Origin of the sequence: Streptomyces sp. NBC_00637 (assembly GCF_045161545.1) — a bacterium.
In the GTDB taxonomy this organism is placed as follows: Bacteria; Actinomycetota; Actinomycetes; order Streptomycetales; family Streptomycetaceae; genus Streptomyces.
In genome coordinates this window covers 6,458,089-6,484,370 of sequence record NZ_CP109046.1, presented here as the reverse complement: position 1 = coordinate 6,484,370, position 26,282 = coordinate 6,458,089, and the positions used below count along the sequence as shown (strand labels likewise).

At 70.9% G+C, this 26,282-nt stretch carries 20 protein-coding genes and 2 pseudogenes; 10 read left to right on the top strand and 12 right to left on the bottom strand.

Annotated elements, in window-relative coordinates:
- Positions 1-91: 91 nt before the first annotated feature.
- The 4 genes from whiA to uvrC are packed head-to-tail and all read right to left on the bottom strand — an operon-like array spanning position 92 to position 5,296.
- Positions 92-1,081, bottom strand: coding sequence for a DNA-binding protein WhiA (gene whiA, locus OG440_RS28430; protein WP_406009619.1), 990 nt, complete (start codon positions 1,079-1,081; stop codon positions 92-94).
- Positions 1,072-2,139, bottom strand: coding sequence for a uridine diphosphate-N-acetylglucosamine-binding protein YvcK (yvcK, locus tag OG440_RS28425; RefSeq protein ID WP_406009618.1), 1,068 nt, complete (start codon positions 2,137-2,139; stop codon positions 1,072-1,074). Before yvcK ends, whiA begins: the two co-directional genes overlap by 10 nt.
- Positions 2,136-3,203, bottom strand: coding sequence for an RNase adapter RapZ (rapZ, locus tag OG440_RS28420; protein WP_406009617.1), 1,068 nt, complete (start codon positions 3,201-3,203; stop codon positions 2,136-2,138). Before rapZ ends, yvcK begins: the two co-directional genes overlap by 4 nt.
- A complete protein-coding gene (uvrC, locus tag OG440_RS28415; RefSeq protein WP_406009616.1) occupies positions 3,200-5,296 on the bottom strand; it encodes an excinuclease ABC subunit UvrC in 2,097 nt (698 codons plus the stop codon). Before uvrC ends, rapZ begins: the two co-directional genes overlap by 4 nt.
- A gap of 306 nt (positions 5,297-5,602) precedes the next feature.
- On the opposite strand from uvrC, the gene OG440_RS28410 reads away from it, so the two are divergent.
- The gene (locus tag OG440_RS28410; RefSeq protein ID WP_406009615.1) at positions 5,603-6,571 is read left to right on the top strand and encodes a hypothetical protein; all 969 of its coding nucleotides are present in this window, start codon (positions 5,603-5,605) and stop codon (positions 6,569-6,571) included.
- 243 nt (positions 6,572-6,814) lie between these two features.
- Positions 6,815-7,738 (top strand): carbohydrate kinase, encoded by a 924-nt coding sequence (locus OG440_RS28405; RefSeq protein ID WP_406009614.1) that lies wholly within the window; start codon positions 6,815-6,817, stop codon positions 7,736-7,738.
- Between the two features lie 132 nt (positions 7,739-7,870).
- Here OG440_RS28405 and uvrA read toward each other — a convergent pair whose 3' ends face one another.
- Positions 7,871-10,909 carry an excinuclease ABC subunit UvrA gene (gene uvrA, locus OG440_RS28400; protein ID WP_406009613.1) on the bottom strand — a complete coding sequence of 1,013 codons (3,039 nt, stop codon included), beginning with the start codon at positions 10,907-10,909 and terminating at the stop codon, positions 7,871-7,873.
- 223 nt (positions 10,910-11,132) lie between these two features.
- Between uvrA and OG440_RS28395 the strand changes: the two genes are divergently transcribed.
- From OG440_RS28395 to OG440_RS28370, 6 genes are all read left to right on the top strand, one after another.
- Positions 11,133-11,822, top strand: a complete 690-nt coding sequence (locus tag OG440_RS28395; RefSeq protein WP_406009612.1) for a maleylpyruvate isomerase family mycothiol-dependent enzyme — start codon at positions 11,133-11,135, stop codon at positions 11,820-11,822.
- 9 nt (positions 11,823-11,831) lie between these two features.
- Positions 11,832-12,488 carry an MBL fold metallo-hydrolase gene (locus tag OG440_RS28390; RefSeq protein WP_406009611.1) on the top strand — a complete coding sequence of 219 codons (657 nt, stop codon included), beginning with the start codon at positions 11,832-11,834 and terminating at the stop codon, positions 12,486-12,488.
- A gap of 313 nt (positions 12,489-12,801) precedes the next feature.
- A complete protein-coding gene (locus OG440_RS28385) occupies positions 12,802-13,296 on the top strand; it encodes a hypothetical protein (protein WP_406009610.1) in 495 nt (164 codons plus the stop codon).
- Positions 13,297-13,651: 355 nt separating this feature from the next.
- Positions 13,652-14,536 (top strand): ABC transporter substrate-binding protein, encoded by an 885-nt coding sequence (locus tag OG440_RS28380; protein WP_406009609.1) that lies wholly within the window; start codon positions 13,652-13,654, stop codon positions 14,534-14,536.
- A complete protein-coding gene (locus OG440_RS28375) occupies positions 14,533-15,477 on the top strand; it encodes an amino acid ABC transporter permease (RefSeq protein WP_406009608.1) in 945 nt (314 codons plus the stop codon). Before OG440_RS28380 ends, OG440_RS28375 begins: the two co-directional genes overlap by 4 nt.
- Positions 15,478-15,542: 65 nt before the next feature.
- The gene (locus tag OG440_RS28370; RefSeq protein WP_406011481.1) at positions 15,543-16,271 is read left to right on the top strand and encodes an amino acid ABC transporter ATP-binding protein; all 729 of its coding nucleotides are present in this window, start codon (positions 15,543-15,545) and stop codon (positions 16,269-16,271) included.
- Between the two features lie 37 nt (positions 16,272-16,308).
- Here the strand turns inward: OG440_RS28370 and aroQ are convergent, their stop codons facing one another.
- On the bottom strand, positions 16,309-16,782 hold the full coding sequence (gene aroQ / locus OG440_RS28365; protein ID WP_406009607.1) for a type II 3-dehydroquinate dehydratase: 474 nt from the start codon (positions 16,780-16,782) through the stop codon (positions 16,309-16,311).
- A 97-nt stretch (positions 16,783-16,879) separates the two neighbouring features.
- On the opposite strand from aroQ, the pseudogene OG440_RS28360 reads away from it, so the two are divergent.
- Together OG440_RS28360 and OG440_RS28355 are read left to right on the top strand one after the other, a co-directional pair.
- Positions 16,880-17,031: pseudogene (locus OG440_RS28360) on the top strand (LD-carboxypeptidase); the annotation flags it as partial.
- Positions 17,032-17,147: 116 nt separating this feature from the next.
- Positions 17,148-18,417: pseudogene (locus OG440_RS28355) on the top strand (MFS transporter).
- Here OG440_RS28355 and OG440_RS28350 read toward each other — a convergent pair.
- The 6 genes from OG440_RS28350 to uvrB form a co-directional block, all read right to left on the bottom strand.
- Positions 18,407-19,507: a calcium:proton antiporter gene (locus tag OG440_RS28350; protein ID WP_406009606.1), complete on the bottom strand. Its 1,101-nt coding sequence runs from the start codon at positions 19,505-19,507 to the stop codon at positions 18,407-18,409. The pseudogene OG440_RS28355 and the gene OG440_RS28350 sit on opposite strands and share 11 nt — an antisense overlap.
- 111 nt (positions 19,508-19,618) lie before the next feature.
- A complete protein-coding gene (locus tag OG440_RS28345) occupies positions 19,619-19,933 on the bottom strand; it encodes a hypothetical protein (RefSeq protein ID WP_406009605.1) in 315 nt (104 codons plus the stop codon).
- Positions 19,934-20,059: 126 nt separating this feature from the next.
- Positions 20,060-21,061 carry a TerC/Alx family metal homeostasis membrane protein gene (locus OG440_RS28340; RefSeq protein WP_406009604.1) on the bottom strand — a complete coding sequence of 334 codons (1,002 nt, stop codon included), beginning with the start codon at positions 21,059-21,061 and terminating at the stop codon, positions 20,060-20,062.
- 225 nt (positions 21,062-21,286) lie between these two features.
- Positions 21,287-23,311 carry a TerD family protein gene (locus tag OG440_RS28335; RefSeq protein WP_406009603.1) on the bottom strand — a complete coding sequence of 675 codons (2,025 nt, stop codon included), beginning with the start codon at positions 23,309-23,311 and terminating at the stop codon, positions 21,287-21,289.
- Between the two features lie 55 nt (positions 23,312-23,366).
- Positions 23,367-23,945, bottom strand: coding sequence for a TerD family protein (locus OG440_RS28330; protein ID WP_057599421.1), 579 nt, complete (start codon positions 23,943-23,945; stop codon positions 23,367-23,369).
- A 159-nt stretch (positions 23,946-24,104) separates the two neighbouring features.
- The gene (gene uvrB, locus OG440_RS28325; protein WP_406009602.1) at positions 24,105-26,249 is read right to left on the bottom strand and encodes an excinuclease ABC subunit UvrB; all 2,145 of its coding nucleotides are present in this window, start codon (positions 26,247-26,249) and stop codon (positions 24,105-24,107) included.
- Positions 26,250-26,282 lie beyond the last annotated feature (33 nt).

The window sequence follows — 26,282 nt, the reverse complement described above, 5'->3', positions numbered from 1 at the left end:
ATAGCCACGCAAACGCCGGTGGAGTCACCCAAAGGGGTGACTCCACCGGCGTTCTGAACGGCCGTCAGGAGAGCCGTCGGCCTGCTGTCGGTCAGCCGACCAGGTTGTCCGCGAGGTCGTCGCTGAGGTTGGCGTCCGTGCCCGCGATACCGAGGTCGGAGGCCCGCTTGTCGGCCATCGCCAACAGCCGCCGGATCCGGCCGGCGACCGCGTCCTTCGTCAGCGGTGGGTCGGCGAGCGCGCCCAGCTCCTCCAGCGAGGCCTGCTTGTGGTCCATACGGAGCCGGCCGGCCGCCGCGAGGTGCTCGGGCACCTCGTCACCGAGGATCTCCAGGGCACGCTGGACACGGGCCCCGGCCGCGACGGCGGCGCGCGCCGAGCGGCGCAGGTTGGCGTCGTCGAAGTTCGCGAGACGGTTCGCCGTGGCCCGCACCTCGCGGCGCATCCGGCGCTCCTCCCAGGCCAGCACCGACTCGTGCGCGCCCAGCCGGGTGAGCAGCGCGCCGATGGCGTCGCCGTCGCGGACCACCACCCGGTCCACTCCGCGCACCTCGCGCGCCTTCGCGGCGATGGACAGCCGACGGGCGGCGCCGACCAGCGCGAGCGCGGCCTCCGGACCCGGGCAGGTCACCTCCAGGGAGGACGAGCGCCCGGGCTCGGTGAGCGAGCCGTGTGCCAGGAAGGCCCCGCGCCAGGCCGCCTCCGCGTCACAGGTCGCGCCGGAGACCACCTGCGGGGGCAGGCCCCTGATCGGACGGCCGCGGCCGTCCACGAGCCCGGTCTGCCGGGCCAGCTGGTCACCGCCCGCGACCACCCGCACCACATAGCGCGAGCCGCGACGCAGACCGCCCGGGGCCATCACGATCAACTCCGAGCTGTGGCCGAAGATCTCCAGGATGTCCCGCTTGAGCCGGCGGGCCGCCATCGCGGTGTCCAGCTCCGCCTCGATCACGATCCGCCCGCTCACCAGGTGGAGGCCGCCGGCGAACCGCAGAATGGCGGAGACCTCCGCCTTTCTACAGCAGGTCCGGGTGACGGGAAGCCGGGAGATCTCGTCCTTCACCGCTGCCGTCATCGCCATGGGCCGATCCTTCCATGCATCCGAAAAATACGGTCGTACGCGGCAGCCAACAGCTCCGGGTCATGCCTCGGGGTTCCGTCGGGCCGGGCCACCGGCGCCAGCTCGACCGCGGCCCCGAACCTTTTGGCGGCGTCGGTCAGCGAGTCGCGGTCGAGCACGGCGGCCACGTCGGCCAGCACCACGTCCAGGGCGAGTTTAGGGGCGTGTCGTCCCAAAACCTCCAAATGACGCTGCGGGGAGAAGCCGTCGGTTTCTCCGGGCTGCGGAGCGAGGTTCAGGGAGAGCACCCGGCGCGCCTTCGTCTCCATGAGCGCGTCCAGCAGATCCGGCACCAGCAGGTGCGGCATGACCGAGGAGAACCAGGAGCCGGGCCCGAGCACCACCCAGTCCGCGTCCAGGACGGCGTCGACCGCCTCCGGGACGGCCGGCGGGTCGTGCGGCACCAGGTGCACGGACTGCACCTCGCCGGGCGTCAACGCCACGGTCGCCTGTCCCCGGACGGTGTCGACATCGTCCGGCCGGTCCGGATCGTGGCCCTTGACCAGCGCCTGGAGCTCCAGCGGTACGGCGGACATGGGCAGCACGCGGCCGTGCGCGCCCAGCAGCTTGCCGACCAGGTCCAGCGCCATGACGTGATCGCCGAGCTGCTCCCAGAGGGCGACGATCAGCAGATTGCCCACCGCGTGGCCGTTGATCTCGCCCTGCGACTTGAAACGGTGCTGGATGACCCGGGCCCAGGTCTGGCCCCAGTCGTCGTCACCGCACAGCGCCGCCAGCGCCTTGCGCAGATCGCCGGGCGGCAGCACGCCCAGCTCCTCGCGCAGGCGTCCGCTGGAACCACCGTCGTCGGCCACCGTGACGACACCGGTGAGGTCGCCGGTGATCCGGCGCAGCGCGGTGAGCGAGGCGGACAGTCCCATGCCGCCGCCGAGGGCGACGACCTTGGGCTGGGTGCCGCGGCGGCGCGGTTTGCCGCCCCTGGCCTCGACCGGCCGGACCACGCGCCCGTCGGAGGCGCTCCTGCGCAGCCGGCCGAGCCGTGGAGAACGTCCTGTCATTCCCGTCCCATGTCCCGGTGCACGACCACCGTCTCCACGCCCTCGGCCGCGAGACGCGCGGCGAGCTTCTCCGACATGGCCACCGAGCGGTGCTTGCCGCCCGTACAGCCGACGGCGATGGTCACATAGCGCTTGCCCTCCCGGCGGTAACCCGCGGCCACCAGCTGGAGGAGCTCGGCGTACCGGTCGAGGAACTCCTTGGCGCCGGGCTGGTTGAGGACGTACGCCGACACCTCCTCGTTGAGGCCGGTGTAGGGGCGCAGCTCCGGGACCCAGTGCGGGTTGGGCAGGAAGCGCATGTCCACGACCAGGTCGGCGTCGACCGGCAGGCCGTACTTGAAGCCGAAGGACATCACGGTGGCCCGCAGCTCGGGCTCCTCGTCACCGGCGAACTGGGCGTCCATCTTGGCGCGCAGTTCGTGCACGTTGAGGCTGGAGGTGTCGATCACCAGGTCGGCGTCGCCGCGCAGCTCGCGCAGCAGCTCGCGCTCGGCGTCGATGCCGTCCACGATGCGGCCGTCGCCCTGGAGGGGGTGCGGGCGGCGCACGGACTCGAAGCGGCGCACCAGGGCGTCGTCGGAGGACTCCAGGAAGACGATCCGCCGGGTGACGCTCTTCGACTCGAGGTCGGCGAGGGACTCGCGGAGGTTGTCGAAGAAGCGCCGGCCGCGGACGTCGACGACGACCGCGATCCGCGCCACGTTGCCCTGGGAGCGGGCGCCCAGCTCCACCATGGTGGGGATCAGGGCGGGCGGGAGGTTGTCGACGACGAACCAGCCGAGGTCCTCCAGACACTTGGCTGCCGTCGAGCGGCCGGCCCCGGACATGCCGGAGATGATCACCAGCTCGGGGATGGCCGCGTCGGGGATCCCTGGCGGCGTGACGTCCGTACTCACCTGTGCTCCGTCTTCCTGGCGTACTTCTTGCTGAGGGCTCTCGGGGACCGCGGAGTGCGTGGCGGAATTCTCGCCCGGTTCCCTGGGTCCCTGCTGGGCAGCGGCTGTGGGCGCGGTGGTGGGCGCCTGTTCCTGCTCCGCTGTGGGGTGTGCGTCGTGCTCGGTCATGTCTCCTGCCCCCGTCGTTCTTCCGGGGCGCCCGTCGTCACGGGATCTCCGGGGGAACCCGTGGTCGTGTCGGGTTCCTCATCATCAATGATCTCTCCGGTCGCCGTGTTCACGGCGGGGGCGGGCGGTGCCGCCAGGGCGAGGGCCGCGGCGATGGTCTCGGCCGTCTTGCGACCTATGCCCGGGACCTCGCAGATCTGGTCGATCGTCGCGGCCCGGAGCCTCTTCACCGAACCGAAGTGCTTGATCAGTGCCTGCTTTCGCGTCTCGCCGAGACCGGCCACCTCGTCCAGCGGTCCGGCCCGGAAGCGCTTGGCCCGCTTGGTGCGCTGGTAGGTGATGGCGAACCGGTGGGCCTCGTCGCGGACGCGCTGGAGCAGATAGAGACCCTCGCTGCTGCGGGGCAGGACGACCGGGTCGTCGTCGTCCGGCACCCAGACCTCCTCCAGCCGCTTGGCGAGGCCGCAGACGGCGATGTCGTCGATGCCCAGCTCGTCCAGCGCCCGCTTGGCCGCCGCGACCTGCGGCTGTCCGCCGTCGACGACGACGAGCTGAGGCGGGTACGCGAAGCGCTTGGGACGGCCGTCATCGTCCTTGAGACTGCTGGTGAGCGGCGCTTCGGTGGCGTCGGTGAGGGCCGTCCCGGCGATGTCGGCGAGCGGGTTCTCGCCGTCGGTCCACTCCCCCGTCCGCTCCTTCTCGGCGATGTAGCGCCGGAAGCGGCGGGTGATCACCTCGTGCATGGAGCGGACGTCGTCCTGCCCCTCGAAGCCCTTGATCTGGAAGCGGCGGTACTCGCTCTTGCGCTGGAGGCCGTCCTCGAAGACGACCATGGAGGCCACCACGTCGTCGCCCTGGAGGTGCGAGATGTCGTAGCACTCGATCCGCAGCGGCGCGCTGTCCAGGTCGAGGGCCTCGGCGATCTCCTCCAGGGCACGCGAGCGCGTCGTCAGGTCGGAGGCGCGCCTGGTCTTGTGCAGGACGAGCGCCTGCTGCGCGTTGCGCTGCACGGTCTCCATCAGCGCCTTCTTGTCGCCCCGCTGCGGGATGCGCAGCGACACGTTGGACCCGCGGCGCTCGGTGAGCCAGTCCTGGACGGGTTCGACGGGCTCGGGCAGGGCCGGGACCAGGACCTCCTTGGGGACGGCGTCGCCCCGCTCCTCGCCGTACAGCTGCTGGAGGGCGTGTTCGACGAGGGCGCCGGTCGTGACGTCCTCGACCTTGTCGGTCACCCAGCCGCGCTGGCCGCGCACGCGTCCGCCGCGGACGTGGAAGATCTGGACGGCCGCCTCCAGCTCGTCCTCGGCGACCGCGATCAGATCGGCGTCGGTCGCGTCCGCGAGCACGACCGCGTTCTTCTCCATGGCCTTCTTCAGGGCCTCGATGTCGTCGCGCAGGCGGGCGGCCCGCTCGTACTCCATGTCCTCGGCCGCCTCCGACATCTGCTTCTCCAGCCGGCGCAGGTACGCGCCGGTGCGGCCGGCCATGAAGTCGCAGAACTCCTCGGCGAGTTCGCCGTGCTCCTCGGCGGAGACCCGGCCGACGCACGGCGCGGAGCACTTGCCGATGTAGCCGAGCAGACAGGGCCGGCCGGTGCGGGCGGCGTTCTTGAAGACGCCGGCGGAGCAGGTGCGCACGGGGAAGACCCGCAGCATCAGGTCGACGGTGTCCCGGATCGCCCACGCGTGCGCGTACGGTCCGAAATACCTGACGCCCTTCTTCTTGTGGCCGCGCATCACCTGGACGCGCGGGAACTCCTCGTTCATCGTGACGGCGAGGTAGGGGTAGCTCTTGTCGTCGCGGTACTTGACGTTGAACCGGGGGTCGTACTCCTTGATCCAGGAGTACTCCAGCTGGAGCGCCTCGACCTCCGTGGACACCACGGTCCACTCCACCGACGCGGCCGTGGTCACCATGGTGCGGGTGCGCGGGTGAAGGCCGGACAGGTCCTGGAAGTAGTTCGCCAGGCGCTGACGCAGGCTCTTCGCCTTTCCGACGTAGATCACCCGGCGGTGCTCGTCGCGGAATCGGTACACCCCGGGAGAGTCCGGGATCTGTCCCGGCTTGGGGCGGTAGCTGGAGGGGTCGGCCATGTCTCACACCCTACTGGCGCGGGGTGACACTCCGGCGGGCTGTGGACGACGGCCGGGTGTCCGACGGGTCTGTGGACAACCGGGGCGGCGGGGACCGGACGCGGAGGCATCGACTCGGCCACACGCACGTGCCACTCGGGCATCAGGTGTTGTCGGGACTAGGTCAACACGCTTCAATGCGGGGGGACTCGGGCCCTGAGGGCCTCCCTACGGATGTGAAGGAGCTCCGGCGACGCCGGAAAGGCCCCGACCACCCCCACGAACGGTCCGACCAGCCGTCGTGGGCATTCACAGAAAGGCCCCTGCATGCCGCACGCCACACAGCACGCGGACGCCGCCGCCGACGCCACCTCCGCGGAACTGGACACGGCCCTGCGAGGCGGTCCTTTCCATGTGGCGCTGCGTGCCGCGATCTCCGCCCGTGGCCTGCCCCTGCAACGCGTCCAGCACCATCTGTCGCGCTACGGGGTGAAGGTGGGCGTGACCAGTCTGAGCTACTGGCAGCAGGGCGCCCGGCGGCCGCAGCGCCCCGAGTCGCTGCGCGCCGTGCGCGCGCTGGAAGAGATCCTGCACCTGCCCGAGGAGTCGCTGATCCGGCTGCTCGCGGAGCCCGACGGCGGGGAGAACGGCACGACGGCCGGGCAGTCCGCGGGCCGCTCCTACCGCTCGCTCCTGGAGGCCTCCGGCATCCTCGAACAACTGCTCGGCGAACTGGAGTGCCCCGTCGACGGCGGGCTGCACACCCTGGGCCACCACGAGCGGGTACGGATCGGGTCGCGCCGTGAGCTCCTGGGACGCGAGTCACAGCACATCGTGCGCGCCCACCGCGACGGCGTCGACCGTTTCGTGGCCGTCCATCACGGCGATCCCGGCTGCGCGCCGGAGCGGATGACGGTGCACGCCCTGGAGAACTGCCGGGCCGGCCGGGTCCGCAGCCACCACGACACCGGCGTGCTCGTGGCGGAGCTGTTCTTCGACACCCGGCTGAGGGCGGGCGACACCTTCCTCTTCCGCTACGCCGTCGAGGACGGCACCGCCGACGTGTCCCGTGAGTATGTCCGCGGCTTCGGCGTGGCGGGCGGCCAGTACGCCCTCCAGGTCCGCTTCGCCGAGAACGCCCTGCCCGTGCGCTGCCACCGGTTCACCCAGCACTCCGCGGCGGCCCCGCGCGGCGGCCGCCAGGAGCTGCCGCTCAGCGGCCGGCACCGGTCGGTGCACCTCGTCGAGCCGCGGGTGCGGTCGGGCATGGTCGGTATCGGCTGGGACTGGGAGTGATCGCGGTCAACGACGGCCGTCGGTGACCCTCGACGCACCTCACCGGCCTCACCGGACCCGCAGGCCCTCCCTCGGCCCTCGTCGACCTTCACCGGCTTTCATCAAGCCTCCTCGGCCTTCGACGGCCTTCGAGGCGCGCTCGTACGCGGGCTTTTACGCGCGGCTCCGAAATGGGGTAGCTTCCCGGCCTGCGGCTCACCTGCGAGCTGTCGCGGACAGCCACAGAGAGGAACCCCCCCCCCCGTGATCGTCGTCGCCGGTGAGGCCCTGATCGACCTGGTACCGCAGGGCACGGGCGCCCTGGCGGATCTTCGGCCGGCGCTCGGTGGCGGCCCCTACAACACGGCCGTCGCCCTGGGCCGCCTGGGCTCGGCCACGGCCTTCTGCTCCCGTACCTCGCGGGACGCCTTCGGTGAGGCGCTGCTCGCCGGATTGCGGGACTCGGGCGTGGACGTGTCCGCGGTGCAGCGCGGTACGGAGCCGACCACGCTCGCGGTCGCCACCCTCGACGGGAACGGATCGGCCGCCTACTCCTTCTACGTCGACGGCACCGCCGACCGCCTGTTCACCGCCCCTGACACCCTGCCCGCGGGCACCCGCGCGGTGTCCTTCGGCACCTGCTCGCTCGTCCTGGAGCCGGGCGCGAGCGCGTACGAGGAGCTGATGCGGTCCGCCGCGGCGCGGGGGCTGTTCACGGCGCTCGACCCGAACATACGGGCGGGGCTGATCCCCGACGCGGACGCCTACCGGGTCCGTTTCAAGAGCTGGCTGCCCTCGGTGTCCCTGCTCAAGCTCTCCGCGGAGGACGCCGAGTGGCTGGGCGGCACCCCGCGCGAGTGGCTGTCCGCCGGCCCCTCGGCCGTCGTGATCACTCAGGGCGGCGACGGGTTGACCGCCTTCACCCGCGACGGGGCCGTGTACTCGGTGCCGGGCGAGCAGGTGGACGTCGTCGACACCATCGGCGCCGGGGACACCGTGAACGCGGCTCTGCTGCACGGGCTCTCGGTGCGGGACGCCCTGTCCCCTGCGGGCCTCGCCGAGCTGGGCGCCGACGGCTGGGAGCGGTTGCTGCGGTTCGCCGCCCGCGCGGCGGCGATCACCTGCTCCCGGGCCGGTGCGGAGCCGCCGTACGCGTCCGAACTGGGCGGCTTCCCGGACCCGTCGTAGGGGCTGCCGGGACGTCGGCGCGACGACGGACGGCGCCCCGCGGGGAGTTCCCCCGGGGCGCCGCACCTCTCACGCAGCTCGCCGGGCCGCACGGCCCGGGCCTTGCGGCCCGGCCTCGCGGCCCGTGTGCCGTCAGGCCTTGCGGGCCCGTGTGGCCTTCTTCGCCGGGGTCGCCTTGGTCGTCGCCCCGGCGGCCTTCTTGGCCGCCGTGTTGTTCGCGGCGGTCGTCGTCTTGGCGGTCGCGGTCTTGCGCGGCGCCGTCTTCGCCGCGACCGTCTTCTTCGCCGCCGCCTTGCGCGGGGCCTTCGCCGGAGCCGCGTCGCTGATCCGGTCGGCGCCGAGAACCTCCCGCAGGAACTTGCCGGTGTGGCTGGTCGGCACCGCGGCGATCTCCTCCGGCGTGCCCTCGGCGATGACGAGCCCACCGCCGGCGCCGCCCTCGGGGCCCATGTCGACGACCCAGTCGGCGGTCTTGATCACGTCGAGGTTGTGCTCGATGACGATGACCGTGTTGCCCTTGTCGACCAGCCCGGCGAGCACCTTGAGGAGCTTGGCGATGTCCTCGAAGTGCAGGCCCGTGGTCGGCTCGTCCAGGACGTAGACGGTGCGGCCGGTGGAGCGCTTCTGCAGCTCGCTGGCGAGCTTCACCCGCTGGGCCTCGCCGCCCGACAGGGTGGTCGCGGCCTGACCGAGCCGGACGTAGCCGAGGCCGACGTCCTTCAGGGTGTTGAGGTGACGGGCGATCGCGGGCACGGCCTCGAAGAACTCCGTCGCCTCCTCGATCGGCATGTTCAGGACGTCGGCGACGGACTTGCCCTTGTAGTGGACCTCCAGGGTCTCCCGGTTGTACCGGGCGCCGTGGCAGACCTCGCACGGGACGTAGACGTCCGGGAGGAAGTTCATCTCGATCTTGATCGTGCCGTCGCCCGCGCAGTTCTCGCAGCGGCCGCCCTTGACGTTGAAGGAGAAGCGGCCGGGCAGATAGCCGCGGACCTTCGCCTCGGTGGTCTCCGCGAACAGCTTGCGGACGTGGTCGAAGACACCGGTGTACGTGGCGGGGTTGGAACGCGGGGTGCGGCCGATGGGCGACTGGTCCACGTGCACGACCTTGTCGACGAGGTCGTCGCCGTCCACGCGCGTGTGCCGCCCGGGCACGCTGCGCGCGCCGTTCAGTTCGCGGGCCAGGTGCGTGTACAGGATGTCGTTGACCAGCGTCGACTTGCCGGAGCCGGACACTCCGGTGACCGCGGTGAACACGCCCAGCGGGAAGGACACGTCGATGTCCTGGAGGTTGTTCTCGCGGGCGCCGTGCACGGTGAGCCGGCGGGACGGGTCCTGCGGGCGCCGGATGTCGGGCAGCGGGATGGCCTTCTTGCCCGACAGGTACTGGCCGGTCTGCGACTCGGTGTTGGCGAGCAGTTCCTTCAGACCGCCGCTGTGCACGACCTTGCCGCCGTGCTCGCCGGCGCCGGGACCGATGTCGACGATCCAGTCGGCGACCTTGATGGTGTCCTCGTCGTGCTCGACGACGATCAGCGTGTTGCCCATGTCCCGCAGCCGGACCAGCGTCTCGATGAGACGGTGGTTGTCGCGCTGGTGCAGCCCGATGGACGGCTCGTCGAGGACGTACAGGACACCCACGAGGCCGGAGCCGATCTGGGTGGCCAGGCGGATGCGCTGGGCCTCGCCGCCGGAGAGCGTGCCGGCCGCGCGGTTGAGCGAGAGGTAGTCCAGACCGACGTCGACGAGGAAGCGCAGTCGCTCGTTGACCTCCTTCAGGACGCGCTCGGCGATCTTCTTGTCGCGGGCGCCGAGCTTGAGCCGGCCCAGGAAGTCCGCGCAGTCGCTGATCGACATCCCGGAGACCTCGGCGATGGACTTGTCCATGACCGTGACCGCGAGGACGAGCGGCTTCAGGCGCGTGCCCTCACAGGTGGGGCAGGGCACCTCGCGCATATAGCCCTCGAAGCGCTCACGGCTGGCGTCGCTCTCGGCCTCGCCGTGCCGGCGCTTCACGAACGGAAGGGCGCCCTCGAAGGGGGTCGTGTAGACGCGCTCGCGCCCGTACCGGTTGCGGTAGCGGACCTCGATCTGCGTCTTGTGGCCGTGCAGCAGGGCCTTCCTGGCGCGCAGCGGCAGCCCCGCGAAGGGGATGTCCGTACGGAAACCGAGCGCGTCCGCGAGGGCGCCGATCAGCCGGCCGAAGTAGTCCTTGGTGTGGCCGTGCGACCAGGGGTGGATGGCGCCCTCGTCGAGGGACTTGTCCTCGTCCGGGACGATCAGCTCGGGGTCGACCTCCATGCGCGTGCCGATGCCGGAGCACTCCGGGCAGGCGCCGAAGGGCGAGTTGAAGGAGAAGGAGCGCGGCTCCAGCTCCTCGAAGGACAGGTCGTCGTACGGGCAGTACAGGTGCTCCGAGTACATGCGCTCGCGCTCGGGGTCGTCCTCGGGGAGGTCGACGAAGTCGAGCACGACCATGCCGCCGGCGAGACCGAGGGCGGTCTCCACCGAGTCGGTGAGCCGGCGCTTGGCGGACTCCTTCACCGTGAGGCGGTCGATGACCACCTCGATGGTGTGCTTCTCCTGCTTCTTCAGCGTGGGCGGGCTGGACAGCTGGATCGTCTCGCCGTCGACCCGCGCGCGGGAGTAGCCCTTGGTCTGGAGGTCGGCGAACAGGTCGACGAACTCTCCCTTGCGCTCGCGCACCAGGGGCGACAGCACCTGGAAGCGGCTTCCCTCGGGCAGCTCCAGCACCTTGTCGACGATGGCCTGCGGCGACTGGCGCGTGATCGGCCGGGAGCACTCGGGGCAGTGCGGCTTGCCGATGCGCGCGAAGAGCAGGCGCAGGTAGTCGTAGACCTCGGTGATGGTGCCGACCGTGGAGCGCGGATTGCGCGAGGTCGACTTCTGGTCGATGGAGACGGCCGGGGAGAGGCCCTCGATGAAGTCGACGTCCGGCTTGTCCATCTGGCCGAGGAACTGGCGGGCGTACGAGGAGAGGGACTCGACGTAGCGCCGCTGGCCCTCGGCGAAGATGGTGTCGAAGGCCAGCGAGGACTTGCCCGACCCCGACAGACCCGTGAAGACGATGAGCGAGTCGCGTGGCAGGTCGAGCGAGACATTCTTGAGGTTGTGCTCGCGCGCGCCACGGACGATGAGACGGTCGGCCACGCCGGTCCGCACCTTTCTTGAGAGAAGTGACAGGGGCGGGGCCCCCGTCTTTTTCAGACTAGGGCGAGCCACTGACAACGCCGGTCGGGATTCACCGGTTCACAACAATCCCCGGCCTTCCAGCATGCCCGACGCCGCCTCCGACCTTATAGCACGCGCATTCGATTTACGGGCTTGCTCGACCACCTTCACCCGAAGGGGTGGCGAGGCTAGGGTCAGCACCATGATTGATCACGCTCATGACCTGGAGTCTGTACGTGACGCGACCGAGCGGCTCCTCACCGCAGTCGCCGAACTGGACAACGCGTCGGTGTCCGAGCCGTCACGCCTGCCCGGCTGGAGCCGCGGACATGTCCTGGCTCACATCGCCCGCAACGCGGACGCCCTGACGAACGTCCTCGAGGGCCGCCCGATGTACGCCGACGCGCATGTCCGCGACGCCGACATCGAGCGCGACGCCCCGCGCCCGCTCGACGTCCAGCTCACGGACGTACGCGAGAGCGCGGCCCGCTTCCAGACCGTGGGGGCCGCGCCCGCGGACTGGACGCGCACGGTGCACCTGCGCAACGGGGTCGTCGACGCGGCGGCCCGCGTGCCGTTCCGGCGGTGGGTGGAGGTCGAGCTGCACGCGGTGGACCTCGGCATCGGCTACGAGCTGGAGGACCTGCCGGAGGAGTTCGTCGTCCGGGAGATCGACTTCCTCGCGGAACGCTTCGGCGGACACGAGGACGTGCCGTCGACGGCCCTGAGGAGCGACGACGGCAGGGTCTGGACCACGGGCGGCGGCGGCACCGGCGACCCCGTCGGCGTCCGCGGCCCGGCCCCGGTCCTGCTCGGCTGGCTCGCCGGGCGCCGCGACGGCTCGGGGCTGACGACCGACGGCGGACCGCTGCCGGTCCTTCCGCCGCTATAGGCTGCCGCCATGACGTACAGCGGCGAGGTGACGGTCGGCGGACCGGCGGACGTGCACGAGCTCAAGGACCTGATGATCACCAAGATCGCGGTCGGTCCGATGAACAACAACGCCTACCTGCTGCGCTGCCGGGCCACGGACGAGCAACTGCTGATCGACGCGGCCAACGACGCGCACGCTCTGCTCGGCACGATCGGTGACGACGGCATCGCGTCCGTCGTCACCACCCATCGGCACGGCGATCACTGGCAGGCACTCGCCGAGGTCGTGGCGGCCACGCGCGCGCGTACCTACGCGGGCCGGGAGGACGCCGAGGGCATCCCCGTGACGACCGACGTCCCGGTCGACGACGGTGACGTCATCCGGGTGGGGAACGTGGAGCTCACCGCGCGCCACCTGGTCGGGCACACGCCCGGTTCGATCGCCCTGATCTACGACGACCCGCACGGCCACCCCCATGTGTTCACCGGCGACTGCCTCTTCCCAGGCGGCGTGGGCAACACCTTCAAGGACCCCGAGGCGTTCGCCCGCCTGATCCACGACGTCGAGACGAAGATCTTCGACGCGCTGCCGGACGAGACCTGGGTCTATCCGGGCCACGGCGACGACACCACGCTGGGCGCGGAGCGGCCGCACCTTCCGGAGTGGCACGCGCGCGGGTGGTAGTCGACTCATCCCGACGCGAAACCGGATCATCACAGCTCCGGTGGGCGCCGAAGGCTCGGCCTCGGCGCCTCACCGTGCCCCGTGAGACGGCCGGTGGGCGCCGCGCCTTCGCTCCGCCCGACCTGTCCCCCTATGTCCCGGTACTGGTGATTCTCGTTCGCCACGAACGAGTGAAGTCTCCGATTTGCGTGTAACCACACAGGCCCTGCGCCCGTAGGACCTGCAAGACGACACGCGATCCTTCGGGGGCACCATGAGCCGGCAGTACCCACAGCAGCCGTACCCGCCTCAACAGCCGGGCTACGGACCCCCGATGCCCACGCCGCCGAAGAAGCGCAGCGTCGGCAAGATCGCCGGTCTCGGTTGCCTCGGCATCATCGGCCTGTTCGTCGTCGTCGCCGTCGCGGCGAGCGGCGGCGGCGACTCCACCGACAACAGCAACAAGGACAAGGCCGTCACCGCCACCGCGCCCGCCGGGACGGACGGCGCCGAGGAGGCGCCGGCGCAGGAGGCGGGCCCGGCCGGGCTGAGCCAGGCCGAGGAGTTCCGGGCGTGCGTGGCCAAGACCGGCACCGCCACGGAGAAGGCCGCCATCAAGCACGTCACGAAGGTCACCGGCGCGGACAAGCGGAACAACATCCTCGACGCCCCCGAGGTGTTCACCGACTTCACGGGGGGACTGATGGGACCGCACCAGGGCAAGGGCAAGCTGATCGCGAGCGCGTTCACGTCGTGCTACGAATCCGACAACGGCCTCGTGACCGTGTACGACAAGGACGGCGAGATCCTCGCCAACGCGAACTACTGACGGGACCGGCTGTCACAGCCTTCCGGCAGGACGTGCACAGGGCTGCGCGCCCCACCGCGACAACTCCCTCAAGGGCGCGCGTCGGTGACGGCGCGCCCCGTGTGAATCGCGCGCACGCTCCGGGCTCCCGCGCGCGCTCCCCGCAGTCGTGGTCGCGCGGTCAACTGGTAGCAGTTCCGCGCGGGATGACGGCTCCGGCGCGGAGCGGGCCGCCGGCCTACGATCCCCGCCCCCGGCCGGCGGCCCAGGCGGGTCCGTCGAGCCGGTTCACGAGAACGCAACACCCGTTCCCAGTATGCGGACAGATCATGGTGTGACCTCGACAAACAGGGGTTTTCGCTGTCAGTCTCCCGCCATGCACCTTGCCCCTCGTGTACTGCGCCGCGCCGTAGCCGGCGCCACCGTGGCCCTCCTCGCGACCGCTGTCGGCTGCGCCCCGCAGCCCGAGGAGAAGGCGGCGTCCACGCCGTCCGGTTCGAGCGCGAACACCTGCGCCAAGGGCGACCTGCCCACCGAGACGTCCGGCAAGCTGACGATCGCGACGGACGAACCCGCGTACGAACCATGGTTCAAGGACGACAAGCCGGCCGACGGCGAGGGCTTCGAGTCGGCGGTGGCGTATGCCGTGGCGCAGCAGCTCGGTTACGCCAAGAGCGCCGTGGTCTGGCAGAGCGTGCCGTTCAACAAGGCCTTCGCGCCGGGCGAGAAGACCTTCGACTTCGACATCAACCAGGTGTCGATCAGCGACGAGCGCAAGAAGGCCGTGGACTTCTCGTCCGGCTACTACGACGTGCGTCAGGCCGTCATCGCCCTGAAGGGGACGAAGGCCGCCGAGGCGACCGGCATCGCCGACCTCAAGGGCCTCAAGCTGGGCGCCCAGGTCGGCACGACGAGCCTCGACTACATCGACGACCTGGTGAAGCCGACCGAGGACGCGGCCGTCTACGCCAAGAACGACCAGGCCAAGTCCGCGCTGAAGAACGGTCAGGTCGACGCCATCGTCACCGACCTGCCGACCGCCTTCTACATCACGTCCGCCGAGGTCACGGACGCCGAGATCGTCGGCCAGTTCGAGAACCAGGGTGGCACCCCCGAGCAGTTCGGGCTGGTGCTCGACAAGGGCAGCGTGCTCACCTCCTGCGTGAGCGGTGCCGTGGACGCGCTCCGCGCGAACGGCACCCTGGCGAAGATCGAGCAGCAGTGGCTCTCCGACGCCGTCGACGCCCCGGTGCTCAAGTGACGGTCACCAAGGACGAGTCCGGCCGGGACGACGCGAACGGCGAGGACGGGGGCGAGGGCGACATGTCCGGGGGCGGCCAGGGCGCCCCCGACGACGGTTACGTCCCCTCGCGGCGGCGGCTGGAGCGCGAGCGTCACCAGCGCACGCGGGCCCGCCGTGCCACCGCGATCGCCGCGCTGTCGACCTTGGTCACGGGCGTCGTCCTCTACCTGGTCGTGGTCGGCGCGCCCGGCTGGCCGCGCGCCAGGGAGACCTTCTTCGACGGGCAGTACGCGCGCGAGGCGTTCCCCAAGGTCCTCGAAGGGCTCTGGTTGAACGTCAGACTGCTGCTGGTCTGCGGCGCCGCCGTGCTGGTCCTCGGCATGCTCATCGCCGTGGCCCGCACCCTGCGCGGGCCCGTGTTCTTCCCGCTGCGGGTGCTGGCGGCGGCCTACACGGACTTCTTCCGCGGTCTTCCGCTGATCATCAACCTGATGATCGTGGTGCTGGGCGTCCCGGCACTGCGGCTCCAGGGCGTGACCGTCGACCCCGTGCTGCTGGGCGGCACGGCACTGACGCTGACGTACTCGGCGTACGTCGCCGAGGTGTTCCGCGCGGGCATCGAGTCCGTGCACCCCTCCCAGCGCGCCGCGGCCCGCTCCCTGGGCCTCGACAACCGGCAGGCGCTGCGTTTCGTGGTGCTCCCCCAGGCGGTGCGCCGGCAGGTGCCGCCGCTGCTGAACGACCTGGTGTCGCTCCAGAAGGACACCGGTCTCGTCTCGATCGGCGGCGCGATCGACGCCGTCCGCGCGGCGGACATCATCGTGGGCCGCAGCCTGAACTACACGCCGTACATCGTCGCGGGACTGGTCTTCGTGGCCCTGACCATCCCGATGACCCGCTTCACGGACTGGGTGACGGCCCGGATGGACCGTCAGCGGGCCCAGGGAGGAACGACATGAGCGACGCCCCGGCACCGCCGTCCTTGCCGGTGCAGCCTGCGGGGGCACCGGCTCCGGTGCTGCGGATGGAGTCCGTCCGCAAGACCTTCGGCGGGTCCGTCGTCCTGCGGGACGTCGCCCTGGAGGTCGCCCCGCACACGGTGACGGCCCTGATCGGCGCCTCCGGCTCCGGCAAGTCGACCTTGCTGCGTTGCGCCAACCTGCTGGAGGACATCGACGACGGCGCGATCTGGCTGGACGGCGAGGAGATCACCGACCCGCGCGTCGACCAGGACGCGGTACGGCGCCGGATCGGCGTGGTCTTCCAGGCGTACAACCTGTTCCCGCACATGACGGTGCTGGAGAACATCACGCTGGCCCCGCGCCGCGTGCACGGCGTCGCCCGGGCACAGGCCGAGAGCCACGCCAGGGAGCTCCTGGAGCGGCTCGGGCTGGCCGCGAAGGCCGACGAGTATCCCGACCGGCTCAGCGGCGGTCAGCAGCAGCGCGTGGCGATCGTGCGCGCGCTGGCCGTGCGTCCCCGGCTGCTGCTGCTCGACGAGATCACGGCGGCCCTCGACCCAGAGCTGGTCGGCGAGGTCCTGAACGTCGTCCGGGACCTGAAGGCCGACGGTATGACCATGGTGCTCGCCACCCATGAGATGGGCTTCGCGCGCGAGGTCGCCGACCAGGTCTGTTTTCTGGACGGAGGGGTCGTGCTGGAACGGGGTACCGCCGAGGAGCTGTTCGGCGATCCGCGGCAGGAGCGCACCCGGCGTTTCCTGCGGCGGATCGTGGAGGCCGGCCGCCTCTAGGAGGTGCGGTAAGGGGCTCCGGCCTGGAGGGCGATGCTTACGTGTTCGCCTTGCCCGGTCCCGCCAGCGCGGCGACGCGCTCCACGCCGAACACGTACCCCTGCACCCCGCAGCCCGCGATGACGCCGTCGGCTCGCAACGAGACGTAACTGTGGTGCCGGAAGGACTCGCGCTGGTGGATGTTGGAGATGTGCACCTCCAGCACCGGCAGGCCGTCACAGGTGTTGAGGGCGTCCAGGATCGCGATCGACGTGTGCGAGTAGGCGCCCGGGTTGATCACGATGCCGCAGTGGTCCAGCCGTGCCTCGTGGATCCAGTCGACCAGCTGCCCCTCGTGGTTGGACTGCCGGAAGTCCACGGTGGTGCCGTGTGCGGCCGCCGCCCGGGCGCACAGCGCCTCGACGTCGGCGAGCGTGTCGGAACCGTAGATCTCCGGCTGGCGCTGGCCCAGGAGGTTCAGGTTGGGGCCGTTCAGGATCATGATCGGGGCGTTGGCCAGGCTGCGGGGCACGGTTCCTCCGGGTCCGTTCGTGGGCGGCCCGTCGGGGGCCACCGCTCGGACCGGTCTATCACGGTGAAACCGCGGGGCAGGAGGCCCTGCCCTCGCGGCAACCGAACAGCGCGCGGCGGTGGAGCGGGCCGTCGGGCGTACGCGCCCGACACCCTGGCCGTCTTCGACGTCGACTTCGGCCGCACCGACCCGCACCTCGTCGTTCCCTACGGCGGTGAGATCCGCGCCGACGGTCCCGCCCGGCGCATCCCATGGCCTCCTGAGCGCTCTCGCGGCGGTCCGCGCCCCGCACGCCCCCGTAACCCGCGATCACTGTGGGTGGTTGACGCGGCATGCACGACGTACACACCGTGAAGACGCCCTCCATGCCGCGGCTCGCGGCCGCCTCACTCGCCGGGACGGCCATCGAGTTCTACGACTTCTTCGTCTACGGGACCGCGGCCGCGCTCGTCCTGGGGCCGCTGTTCTTCCCCACGTTCTCGCCGCTGGCGGGGACACTGGCCGCGTTCGCGACGTTCGGCGTGGGGTTCGTGGCGCGGCCGCTGGGCTCGGTGCTGTTCGGGCACATCGGGGACCGGCGCGGGCGCCGCCCGGTCCTGGTCGTCTCGCTGCTGACCGGTGCCTCGACGGTCGCGGTCGGCTGCGTGCCGACGTACGACACCATCGGGGTGGCCGCTCCCCTGCTGCTGCTCGTCCTGCGTTTCCTCCAGGGGCTGGGGCTCGGCGGGGAGTGGGGCGGCGCGGTACTGCTGACCGCGGAACACGCGCCCGCCGAACGGCGCGGGCTGTGGTCGAGCTTCCCGCAGGTCGGGCCCGCGGTCGGCTTCGTGCTCGCCAACGGCGTGGTCCTGGTCCTGTCGCTGACGCTGACGGAGGCGCAGTTCGCGGGGTGGGGCTGGCGGGTGCCCTTCTGGGCGGCCGGGGTGCCGGCCGTGCTCGGGCTGTGGCTGCGGTCGTCGCTGCCCGAGAGCCCCCGGTTCCTGGAGATCGACGACCACGCGCGTGTGCCGCTCGCCGAGGTCGTGCGCGACCACTGGCGGCTCGTCCTGCTGACCGCCGGCGCGCTCGCCGCCGGGTACGCGATCTTCTACGCGGTGACGACCTGGTCCCTGGCGTACGCGACGGAACGGCTCGGGGTCAGCCGCACGGTCATGCTGGTGTGCATCATGGCCGCCGTGGTGGTGAAGGGTTCGCTGACTCCCGTGATGGCGATGCTCGGCGACCGCTTCGGCCGGCGGCCGCTGTGCCTCGTCGGGTTGCGCGGCGGCCGCGCTGTGGATGTTCCCGCTGGTCGCGCTGCTCTCCACCGGCGAGCCGCTGCCGATGTTCCTCGGCTTCCTGGGGGCGCTGCTCGCCTTCGTCACGATGTTCGCGGTGATCTCGGCGTATCTGCCGGAGCTCTACGCGCCGCGCGTGCGCTGTACCGGTGCGGCGGTCGGCTACAACCTGGGCGGCGTGCTGGGCGGGGCGCTCACGCCGATCGTGGCGACCACCCTCGCCGAGCACTCGGGGCGGGTGCCGCGGGGGGTCGGCGCCTATCTGACGGGGATCGCGCTGCTCAGCCTGGGCTGCTTCGCGCTGCTGCCGGAGACGCGGCCGGTGCGGGTGGCCACCGTGCTGCCGGCTACGGATTGATGGCCAGCTCCAGGTAGGCCGCGAACAGCACGAGGTGGACGCCGCCCTGCAACGGCGTGGCCCGTCCCGGGACCACCGTCAGCGAGCTGACCACGACGGTCAGCGTGAGCAGCACCATATGGGTGGGGCCGAGGCCGAGGACGAGCGGTCCGGAGAGCCAGAGGGAGGCCAGGGCGACCGCGGGAACGGTGAGGCCGATGCTGGCCATCGCGGAACCGAGTGCGAGGTTGAGACTGGTCTGCACCCGGTCGCGGCGGGCCGAGCGCAGCGCGGCGATCGTCTCGGGGAGCAGCACGAGCAGCGCGATGATCACACCGACCACCGCCTGGTGCAGGCCGGCGGCCTCCACTGCGGACTCGATCGTGGGCGATACGCCCTTGGCGAGGCCCACCACACCGATCAGGGCCAGGCCGAGCAGCCCGAGGCTGATCCAGGCGGTCCGGGACGTGGGGGCGCCGGCGTGGTCGTCGGCGGTGATCACGTCTCCCTGCCGGGTGATCGGCAGGAAGTAGTCGCGGTGCCGGATCGTCTGCGTCGCCACGAACAGGCCGTACAGCACCAGTGAGGACAGTGCGGCGAAGGTGAGCTGGACGGTGGAGAACTCCGGGCCCGGTTTGCTGGTGGTGAAGGTCGGCAGGACCAGGCTGAGCGTGGCCAGGGTCGCGACGGTCGCCAGCGCCGCGCCGGTGCCCTCCGGGTTGAAGATCGCCGTGCCGTGGCGCAGCGAGGCGACCAGAAGGCACAGGCCGACGATGCCGTTGCAGGTGATCATCACGGCCGCGAAGACCGTGTCCCTGGCGAGGGTGGAGCTTTTGTCACCGCCGTCCACCATCAGGGTGACGATCAGGGCGACCTCGATGATCGTCACGGCGACCGCGAGGACGAGGGACCCGAAGGGTTCACCGACCCGGTGGGCGACGACCTCCGCGTGGTGCACGGCGGCCAGCACCGCTCCGGCGAGGACCAGCGTCACCACGGCGACGACCGCGCCGGGCAGGTCGCGTCCCCAGGTGAGGGCCAGCAGGACGACCGCCAGCGCCGGCACGAGGGTTGTCCACCGGGTCGTGACCGACCTGAGCCGAGCGATCATGCAGCGATCGTCGCAGAGCCGTAGGGGCTCCGCATTCCGGCCCGCCCCGGCCGTCCGGGCCGCCCTGTCCGTGCAGGCCGGACGGGCCGGGCGGGCCGTGTGCGGCTGTCGTCACCTCAGGTCGGTCGTGTCCTGGACGTCGCAGTCCGTGAAGGACGGGGGTCGGGTGCAGAGGGCGGCCAGTCGCGCCGCGAACTTGCCCGTCTCCGGGTCGTCGCTGTTGCGCATGGCCTCCTCGTGGGAGTCGAACTCGATCACCACGAGGTAGCGGTTCGGCTGATCGCGGTCCTTGAGGACGAGGCGGCGCGTCGGGCCGCCGGCCCGGCCCGTGATGCGCCGGTCCCCCTCGTCGGCCAGCGCCCGCATCTCGTCGATGCGGTCGGTCTCGAACTCGACGATCTGGACGAACCTCTGCGATGTGCCCACGGTGCCTCCACCCGGAACCGGCGTCCCCGGATGGAAACGCCCGGCTCCCAACGAAGCACCGGGAGCGGCGCTCGGCAATCCGCCGCGCACCGCTCCCGGGGGTGGTTGTTCCTACGTCCCGCGTGGTCAGGCCTCGATGCTGTCCTTCGGAGCGCCTTCGCTCTCCGTCCGCGCCGCCTCGGCCGCCGCCTGCTTCTTCGAAGCCCGCAGGCTGGTGATCGTGGTGACGATCAGGACCGAGCAGATGACGCCGAGCGAGACCGGGATGCTGATCTCGGGGACGTGGACCCCGGACTCGTGCAGGGCGTGCAGCACCAGCTTCACGCCGATGAAGCCGAGGATGATCGACAGGCCGTAGCTGAGGTGGACCAGCTTCCTCAGCAGACCGCCGATGAGGAAGTAGAGCTGCCGCAGACCCATCAGGGCGAACGCGTTGGCCGTGAAGACGATGTACGGGTCCTGCGTAAGGCCGAAGATCGCGGGGATGGAGTCGAGGGCGAAGAGCACGTCGGTGGTGCCGATCGCGAGCATCACGACCAGCATCGGGGTCATGACCCGCTTGCCGTTCTGCTCGATCCAGAGCTTCGTGCCGTGATAGCGGTCGGCGACGCCGAACCGCTTCTCCACGGCCTTGAGCATCTTGTTCTCCTCGAACTCCTCGTCCTCCTCGTCGGCCCGGGCCTCCTGGATGAGCTTCCAGGCGGTCCAGATCAGGAAGGCGCCGAAGAGGTAGAACACCCAGGCGAAGCTGGCGAGGATCGCGGCGCCCGCGGCGATGAAGATCGCCCGCAGGACCAGCGCTATGAGGACACCGACGAGCAGGACCCGCTGCTGGTACTGCGACGGGACCGCGAACTTCGCCATGATCAGGACGAAGACGAAGAGGTTGTCGACACTGAGCGACTTCTCGGTGATGAAGCCCGCGAAGAACTCGCCGGCCGGCTCACCGCCGCCGAAGAGGAGCAGCCCGACTCCGAAGAGCCCGGCCAGGGCGATCCAGACGACCGTCCAGATCCCGGCTTCCTTGATCGACACGTCGTGCGGCTTGCGGCCGATGAAGAAGTCGACCGCGATGAGGGCGGCAAGGCCCACGATGGTCAGGACCCACAGGGTCAGGGAAACATTCACTGCGCCTCCGACAGTACGTAACGGCAGGTAATCAGCGTCGTCGCGCTGCCGGAGGTCTCTTCCACCCGGTATGGGCCGACGCCCCGGGATCAGGCTTGATCCGTATTGACGGGAACGCCGCAGCAGGGAGTACTCCCCTCCGTGAGGAAAACAGTACCCCAACCACCAAGAAAAGGTAAAGCGATTGGCAAAAGAAAGACCAAGTCTGCTGGTCAGAGGCCTTTACTAGTACTTGGCGCGAGCGGCCCCGACCTGGGCGAGGACCTGCTGGAGAACCTGGCTGCCGGGCGGCACGAGGCTCGGCTCATACGTCCAGGCGTGTCCCACCCAGGGGTCGGCGAGGTGATCCTCGGGCACCGGCGTCAGCCGCAGCAGCGCACGCCACAGCGGGTCCAGCAACGGACCGTAACTGTCGGCGTCCTCCCGGTCCGCGACCATCATGAGATGGACACCGACGCCGGGCCCCTCGTCCGCGAGGTAGCGCAGCTGGGTCACGGCACGGTCGTCGAAACCGTGCGGGAAGTCATTGACGACCACAAGCTGCTGGGCCGTGTCGAAGCCGGGCGGCAGTGAGTCGGCCATCCCGCCGCGCACCGCCATCTGCACCAGGTCGACCCGCTCGGTGAGCCGGCCCAGGACCGCCGCGACCCCCGCCGCGCCGGCCGCGGGCGGAGCCGCGAGCACGCCGCTGCGCACCAGCGGCGCGAGTTCCCGGGCGCCCGACCCGGCCGGATCGATGACGTGCACGGTGAACTCGTCCGCCGGGTGGACGGCCAGCAGCCGGGCCGTGTGCGCCACGGCCGACTCCATGGCGAGACGACGCAGATCGTGGGAGTCGGCGAACAGCCCGTCGGACAGGCCCGACCGCCCGCTGTCGATCCACAGCCCGCGTTCCAGCGGGAGCCTGACCAGCATCGGGATGCGCAGCGGGTCGCTCTCGGGAAGGTGGAGGTCGCCCAGCCGCACGGCCATGGGCATCTCCATGGGGACGCGATAGGCCTGCCAGACGGGGTTGTCCCAGCGCGCGTACGCCGTGGGCAGCGCCGGCTCGACCACGTCGGCCTCGGCGCCGAGCTGGACGAGGTCCCGGTCCAGGGCCTCCCGGGCCTGGTCGACGAGCTGCGTGTGCTTGGCCTGGGCCGCCTCGCGGGCGGCGTCGCCCTGGCCGCCCATCCGGCTGCGCGGGTCGGACAGGACCTGGTCCAGCTCCTTCTCCATCCGCGTGTCGGCGAAGTCGACGGCGCTGCGGTACGCGGCCGTGCTGCGGGCCAGGTCCTCGAACATGCCCCAGACCTGGTTGTACAGCCGCTCCTCCATGGACCAGCCGGTCGCGTCACCGGCCACGGGCCGGGCGGGCTGTCCTGGCGGGGCCGGGGGCGCGGTGGGCGCCGGCGGGGGCGGAGCCGCGGTCTGCCGACGCGGGTGGCTGTAGTCGATCGAGCCCCCGGTGGTGGACGCCGCCGGCGACGGCTGGGTGGCGTCGGGATCCGTCGGTGGGGTGCCCGCCGGGTAACCCGTGCCCGGGGGGCCCTGCGGGTTCTGGGTCGCCCCGTACGGACCGGCACCGCCCTGGGTGCCCTGCGTGCCCTGTGCGCCGTACGGCGAGGTGCCCTGGTCGGGGCCGAGGGCGGACGCGGTCGCCTGCCGGGAGCGGTCACCGTCGGCCGTACGCGGCGGCGGCGCCGGCACCGACCGGGCCAGGCCCTGGACCACGGCGTCGTTGATGCCGGCCGCGAGTCGGTGCGCCTGCGACAGGCCCTGGTCGGTGAGGAGTTCGGCGAGGCCGCCCGCGTAGCCCTGGCCCACGGCGCGCACCTTCCACGCGCCCTGCCGCCGGTACAGCTCCAGCGCGACGACGGCCGACTCCGCGTCCAGGCCGGTGATGGTGTAGGTCGCGACCTCGGTGCCGTCGAGGCCGGTGACCGCGACGAAGGGGGCCGCGACCGAGCCGAAGCTGACCGGCCCGCCGACGCCCGCGGGCAGCGCGAGCAGCACGCTGACCCGGTGCACCGCCGCGGACACGGCGTCCAGGTCCACCGCGAGGCGGTGGTCGGCCGCCGCCTGCCGGGAGACCTCCAGGCCGGGCAGCGTCGGTACACCGGGGTGGGCCACCCACTCGACGCCGGGGACCTTGCCGCTCTCGTCGCCGAGTGTGGCAACCGCCATGACCGGCCTGCCGGCCGAGACCCGGATCTCGAGGCGGACCTGGGAGAGCGGGTGGTTCTGTCCCCGCACCAGCTCGGCCGTCATCGCCTGTCGTCCCCCTGCGTCGCGTGTGGTGTTGTCCTGGGTGCCGCTGGCCGCCCTACAGCGCGGGCAGGATGGCGGGCATCAGGTCCTGGAAGGTGCGGCCGTTGGCCGGCGCGCCGAGGGCCGTCATGTTCCAGCCCCCGCCGACCCGGTGCACCTTCGCCATGATCTGGGCCGTGTAGGCGCCGCCGCCCGCCAGCGTGTAGCGGGCGAGCTCCTGGCCGTTGGTCTCGTCGACCAGACGGCAGAAGGCGTTCTGCACTTCCTGGAACGTCTGGCCGGTGAAGGAGTTCACCGTGAAGATGATCTGGTCGATGTGGACCGGTACGCGCGCGAGGTCGACGAGGATCGCCTCGTCGTCGCCGCCCTGGCCGACACCGCCGACGAGGTTGTCGCCGGTGTGACGGACCGAGCCGTCGTCACTGACCAGGTGACGGAAGAAGACGACGTCGACGGGCTGCTTGTCGGCGAACAGGACGGCGGAGGCGTCGAGGTCGATCTCCCGCGTCCGGGAGCCGAACAGGCCGCGCCGCGGGGCCGCCTGCCAGCCGAGACCCATGCGTACCGCGGTCAGGCTGCCCCCGTCGTTCTTCTGAAGACTGATGGCCTGACCCTTGGTCATATTGACGGTCACGCGCTGATTCCCCTCTCGGACTGTCCCCTGTTGCCGCGAGCCCGCGGTTGACGGAAACCCTACGCAAAGGCACTGACAGTGCCGTACCCAGGCCCGCACTTTGTGTCGGTCTTGCAACACAGCGCGTGCGGGCGAGGGCACAGCCACCCCGGAGGCCCGTCAGGCCAGGCCCGCCTCCCTCATCTGCCGCAGTTCCTTCTTCATCTCGTGGACCTCGTCGCGGATCCGGGCGGCGACCTCGAACTGGAGATCGGCGGCGGCGGCCCGCATACGCTCCGTCATGTCCTCGATCTGTTCGGCGAGTTCCGCCGCGGGACGGTCCGTCGGCACCGTCTCCTTGGAGGCGCCCTTGGCCGGCCTGGACTTGGCGCCCTTGGCCGCCTTGTCGCCCAGGGAGGGCACCGGGGCCCTGGTGCCCCGCCCGTCCTTCTTGGCGCGGTAGCCCGAGCCGAGCAGCTGCTCCGTGTCGACCTCCTCGCGGGAGATCTGGGCGACGATGTCGTTGATCTTCTTGCGGAGCGGTTGCGGGTCGATGCCGTTCGCCGTGTTGTAGGCGACCTGCTTCTCCCTGCGGCGGTTGGTCTCCTCGATCGCCCGCTCCATGCCCGGGGTGATCTTGTCGGCGTACATGTGGACCTGACCGGAGACGTTGCGCGCGGCACGGCCGATCGTCTGGATCAGCGAGGTCCCGGAGCGCAGGAAGCCCTCCTTGTCGGCGTCGAGGATCGCCACCAGGGACACCTCGGGCAGGTCGAGGCCCTCCCGCAGGAGGTTGATGCCGACCAGGACGTCGAACTCGCCGGCGCGCAGCTCGCGCAGCAGCTCGATCCGGCGCAGGGTGTCGACGTCGCTGTGCAGGTAGCGCACGTGGATGCCGAGTTCCAGGAAGTAGTCCGTGAGGTCCTCGGCCATCTTCTTGGTGAGCGTGGTGACCAGGACACGCTCGTCCTTCTCCACGCGTGTGCGGATCTCGTGCACCAGGTCGTCGATCTGGCCCTCGGTGGGCTTGACGACGACCTCCGGGTCGATCAGGCCGGTGGGGCGGATGATCTGTTCGACGGCGCCGTCCCCACGGGACAGCTCGTACTTGCCGGGGGTCGCCGACAGGTAGACGGTCTGCCCGATGCGCTCCTGGAACTCCTCCCACTTCAGCGGGCGGTTGTCGAGGGCGGAGGGCAGCCGGAAGCCGTGGTCGACGAGGGTGCGCTTACGGGAGGCGTCGCCCTCGTACATGGCGCCGATCTGCGGGACGGTGACGTGGGACTCGTCGATGACGAGCAGGAAGTCGTCCGGGAAGTAGTCCAGCAGCGTGTTGGGCGGGGAGCCGGGCTGACGGCCGTCGAAGTGCATCGAGTAGTTCTCGACGCCGGAGCAGGAGCCGATCTGGCGGAGCATCTCCAGGTCGTACGTGGTGCGCATGCGCAGGCGCTGGGCCTCCAGGAGCTTGCCCTGCTTCTCCAGCTCGGCCAGGCGCTCGCCGAGCTCCTTCTCGATGTCGTTGGCGGCCCGCTCCAGGCGCTCGGGTCCCGCGACGTAGTGGGTGGCCGGGAAGATGTACAGCTGCTCGTCGTCGCTGATGATCTCGCCGGTGAGCGGGTGCAGCGTGGAGAGGGCCTCGATCTCGTCGCCGAACATCTCGATGCGGACGGCGAGCTCCTCGTAGACCGGGAAGATCTCGATGGTGTCGCCGCGCACCCGGAAGGTGCCGCGGCTGAACGCCAGGTCGTTGCGCGTGTACTGGATGTCGACGAAACGGCGCAGCAGCTGGTCGCGGTCGACCTCGTCGCCGACGCGCAGCGGGACCATGCGGTCCACGTACTCCTGCGGGGTGCCGAGGCCGTAGATGCAGGAGACCGAGGCGACCACGACGACGTCACGACGGGTGAGCAGCGAGTTGGTCGCGGAGTGGCGCAGGCGCTCGACCTCCTCGTTGATCGAGGAGTCCTTCTCGATGTAGGTGTCCGACTGCGGGACGTACGCCTCGGGCTGGTAGTAGTCGTAGTACGAGACGAAGTACTCGACCGCGTTGTTCGGCAGCAGTTCGCGGAACTCGTTCGCCAGCTGGGCGGCCAAGGTCTTGTTCGGCGCCATCACCAGGGTGGGCCGCTGGAGCTGCTCGATCATCCACGCGGTGGTCGCGGACTTTCCGGTGCCGGTCGCGCCGAGCAGGACGACGTCCTTCTCACCCGCCCGGACGCGCTTGGCCAGCTCGGCGATGGCCGCCGGCTGGTCACCGCTGGGCTGGTAGGGGCTGACGACCTCGAAGGGCGCCACCGTGCGTTCGATGTGGGAAACGGGCCGCATGTCATCCACCGTACGACCCCCCACTGACAACGG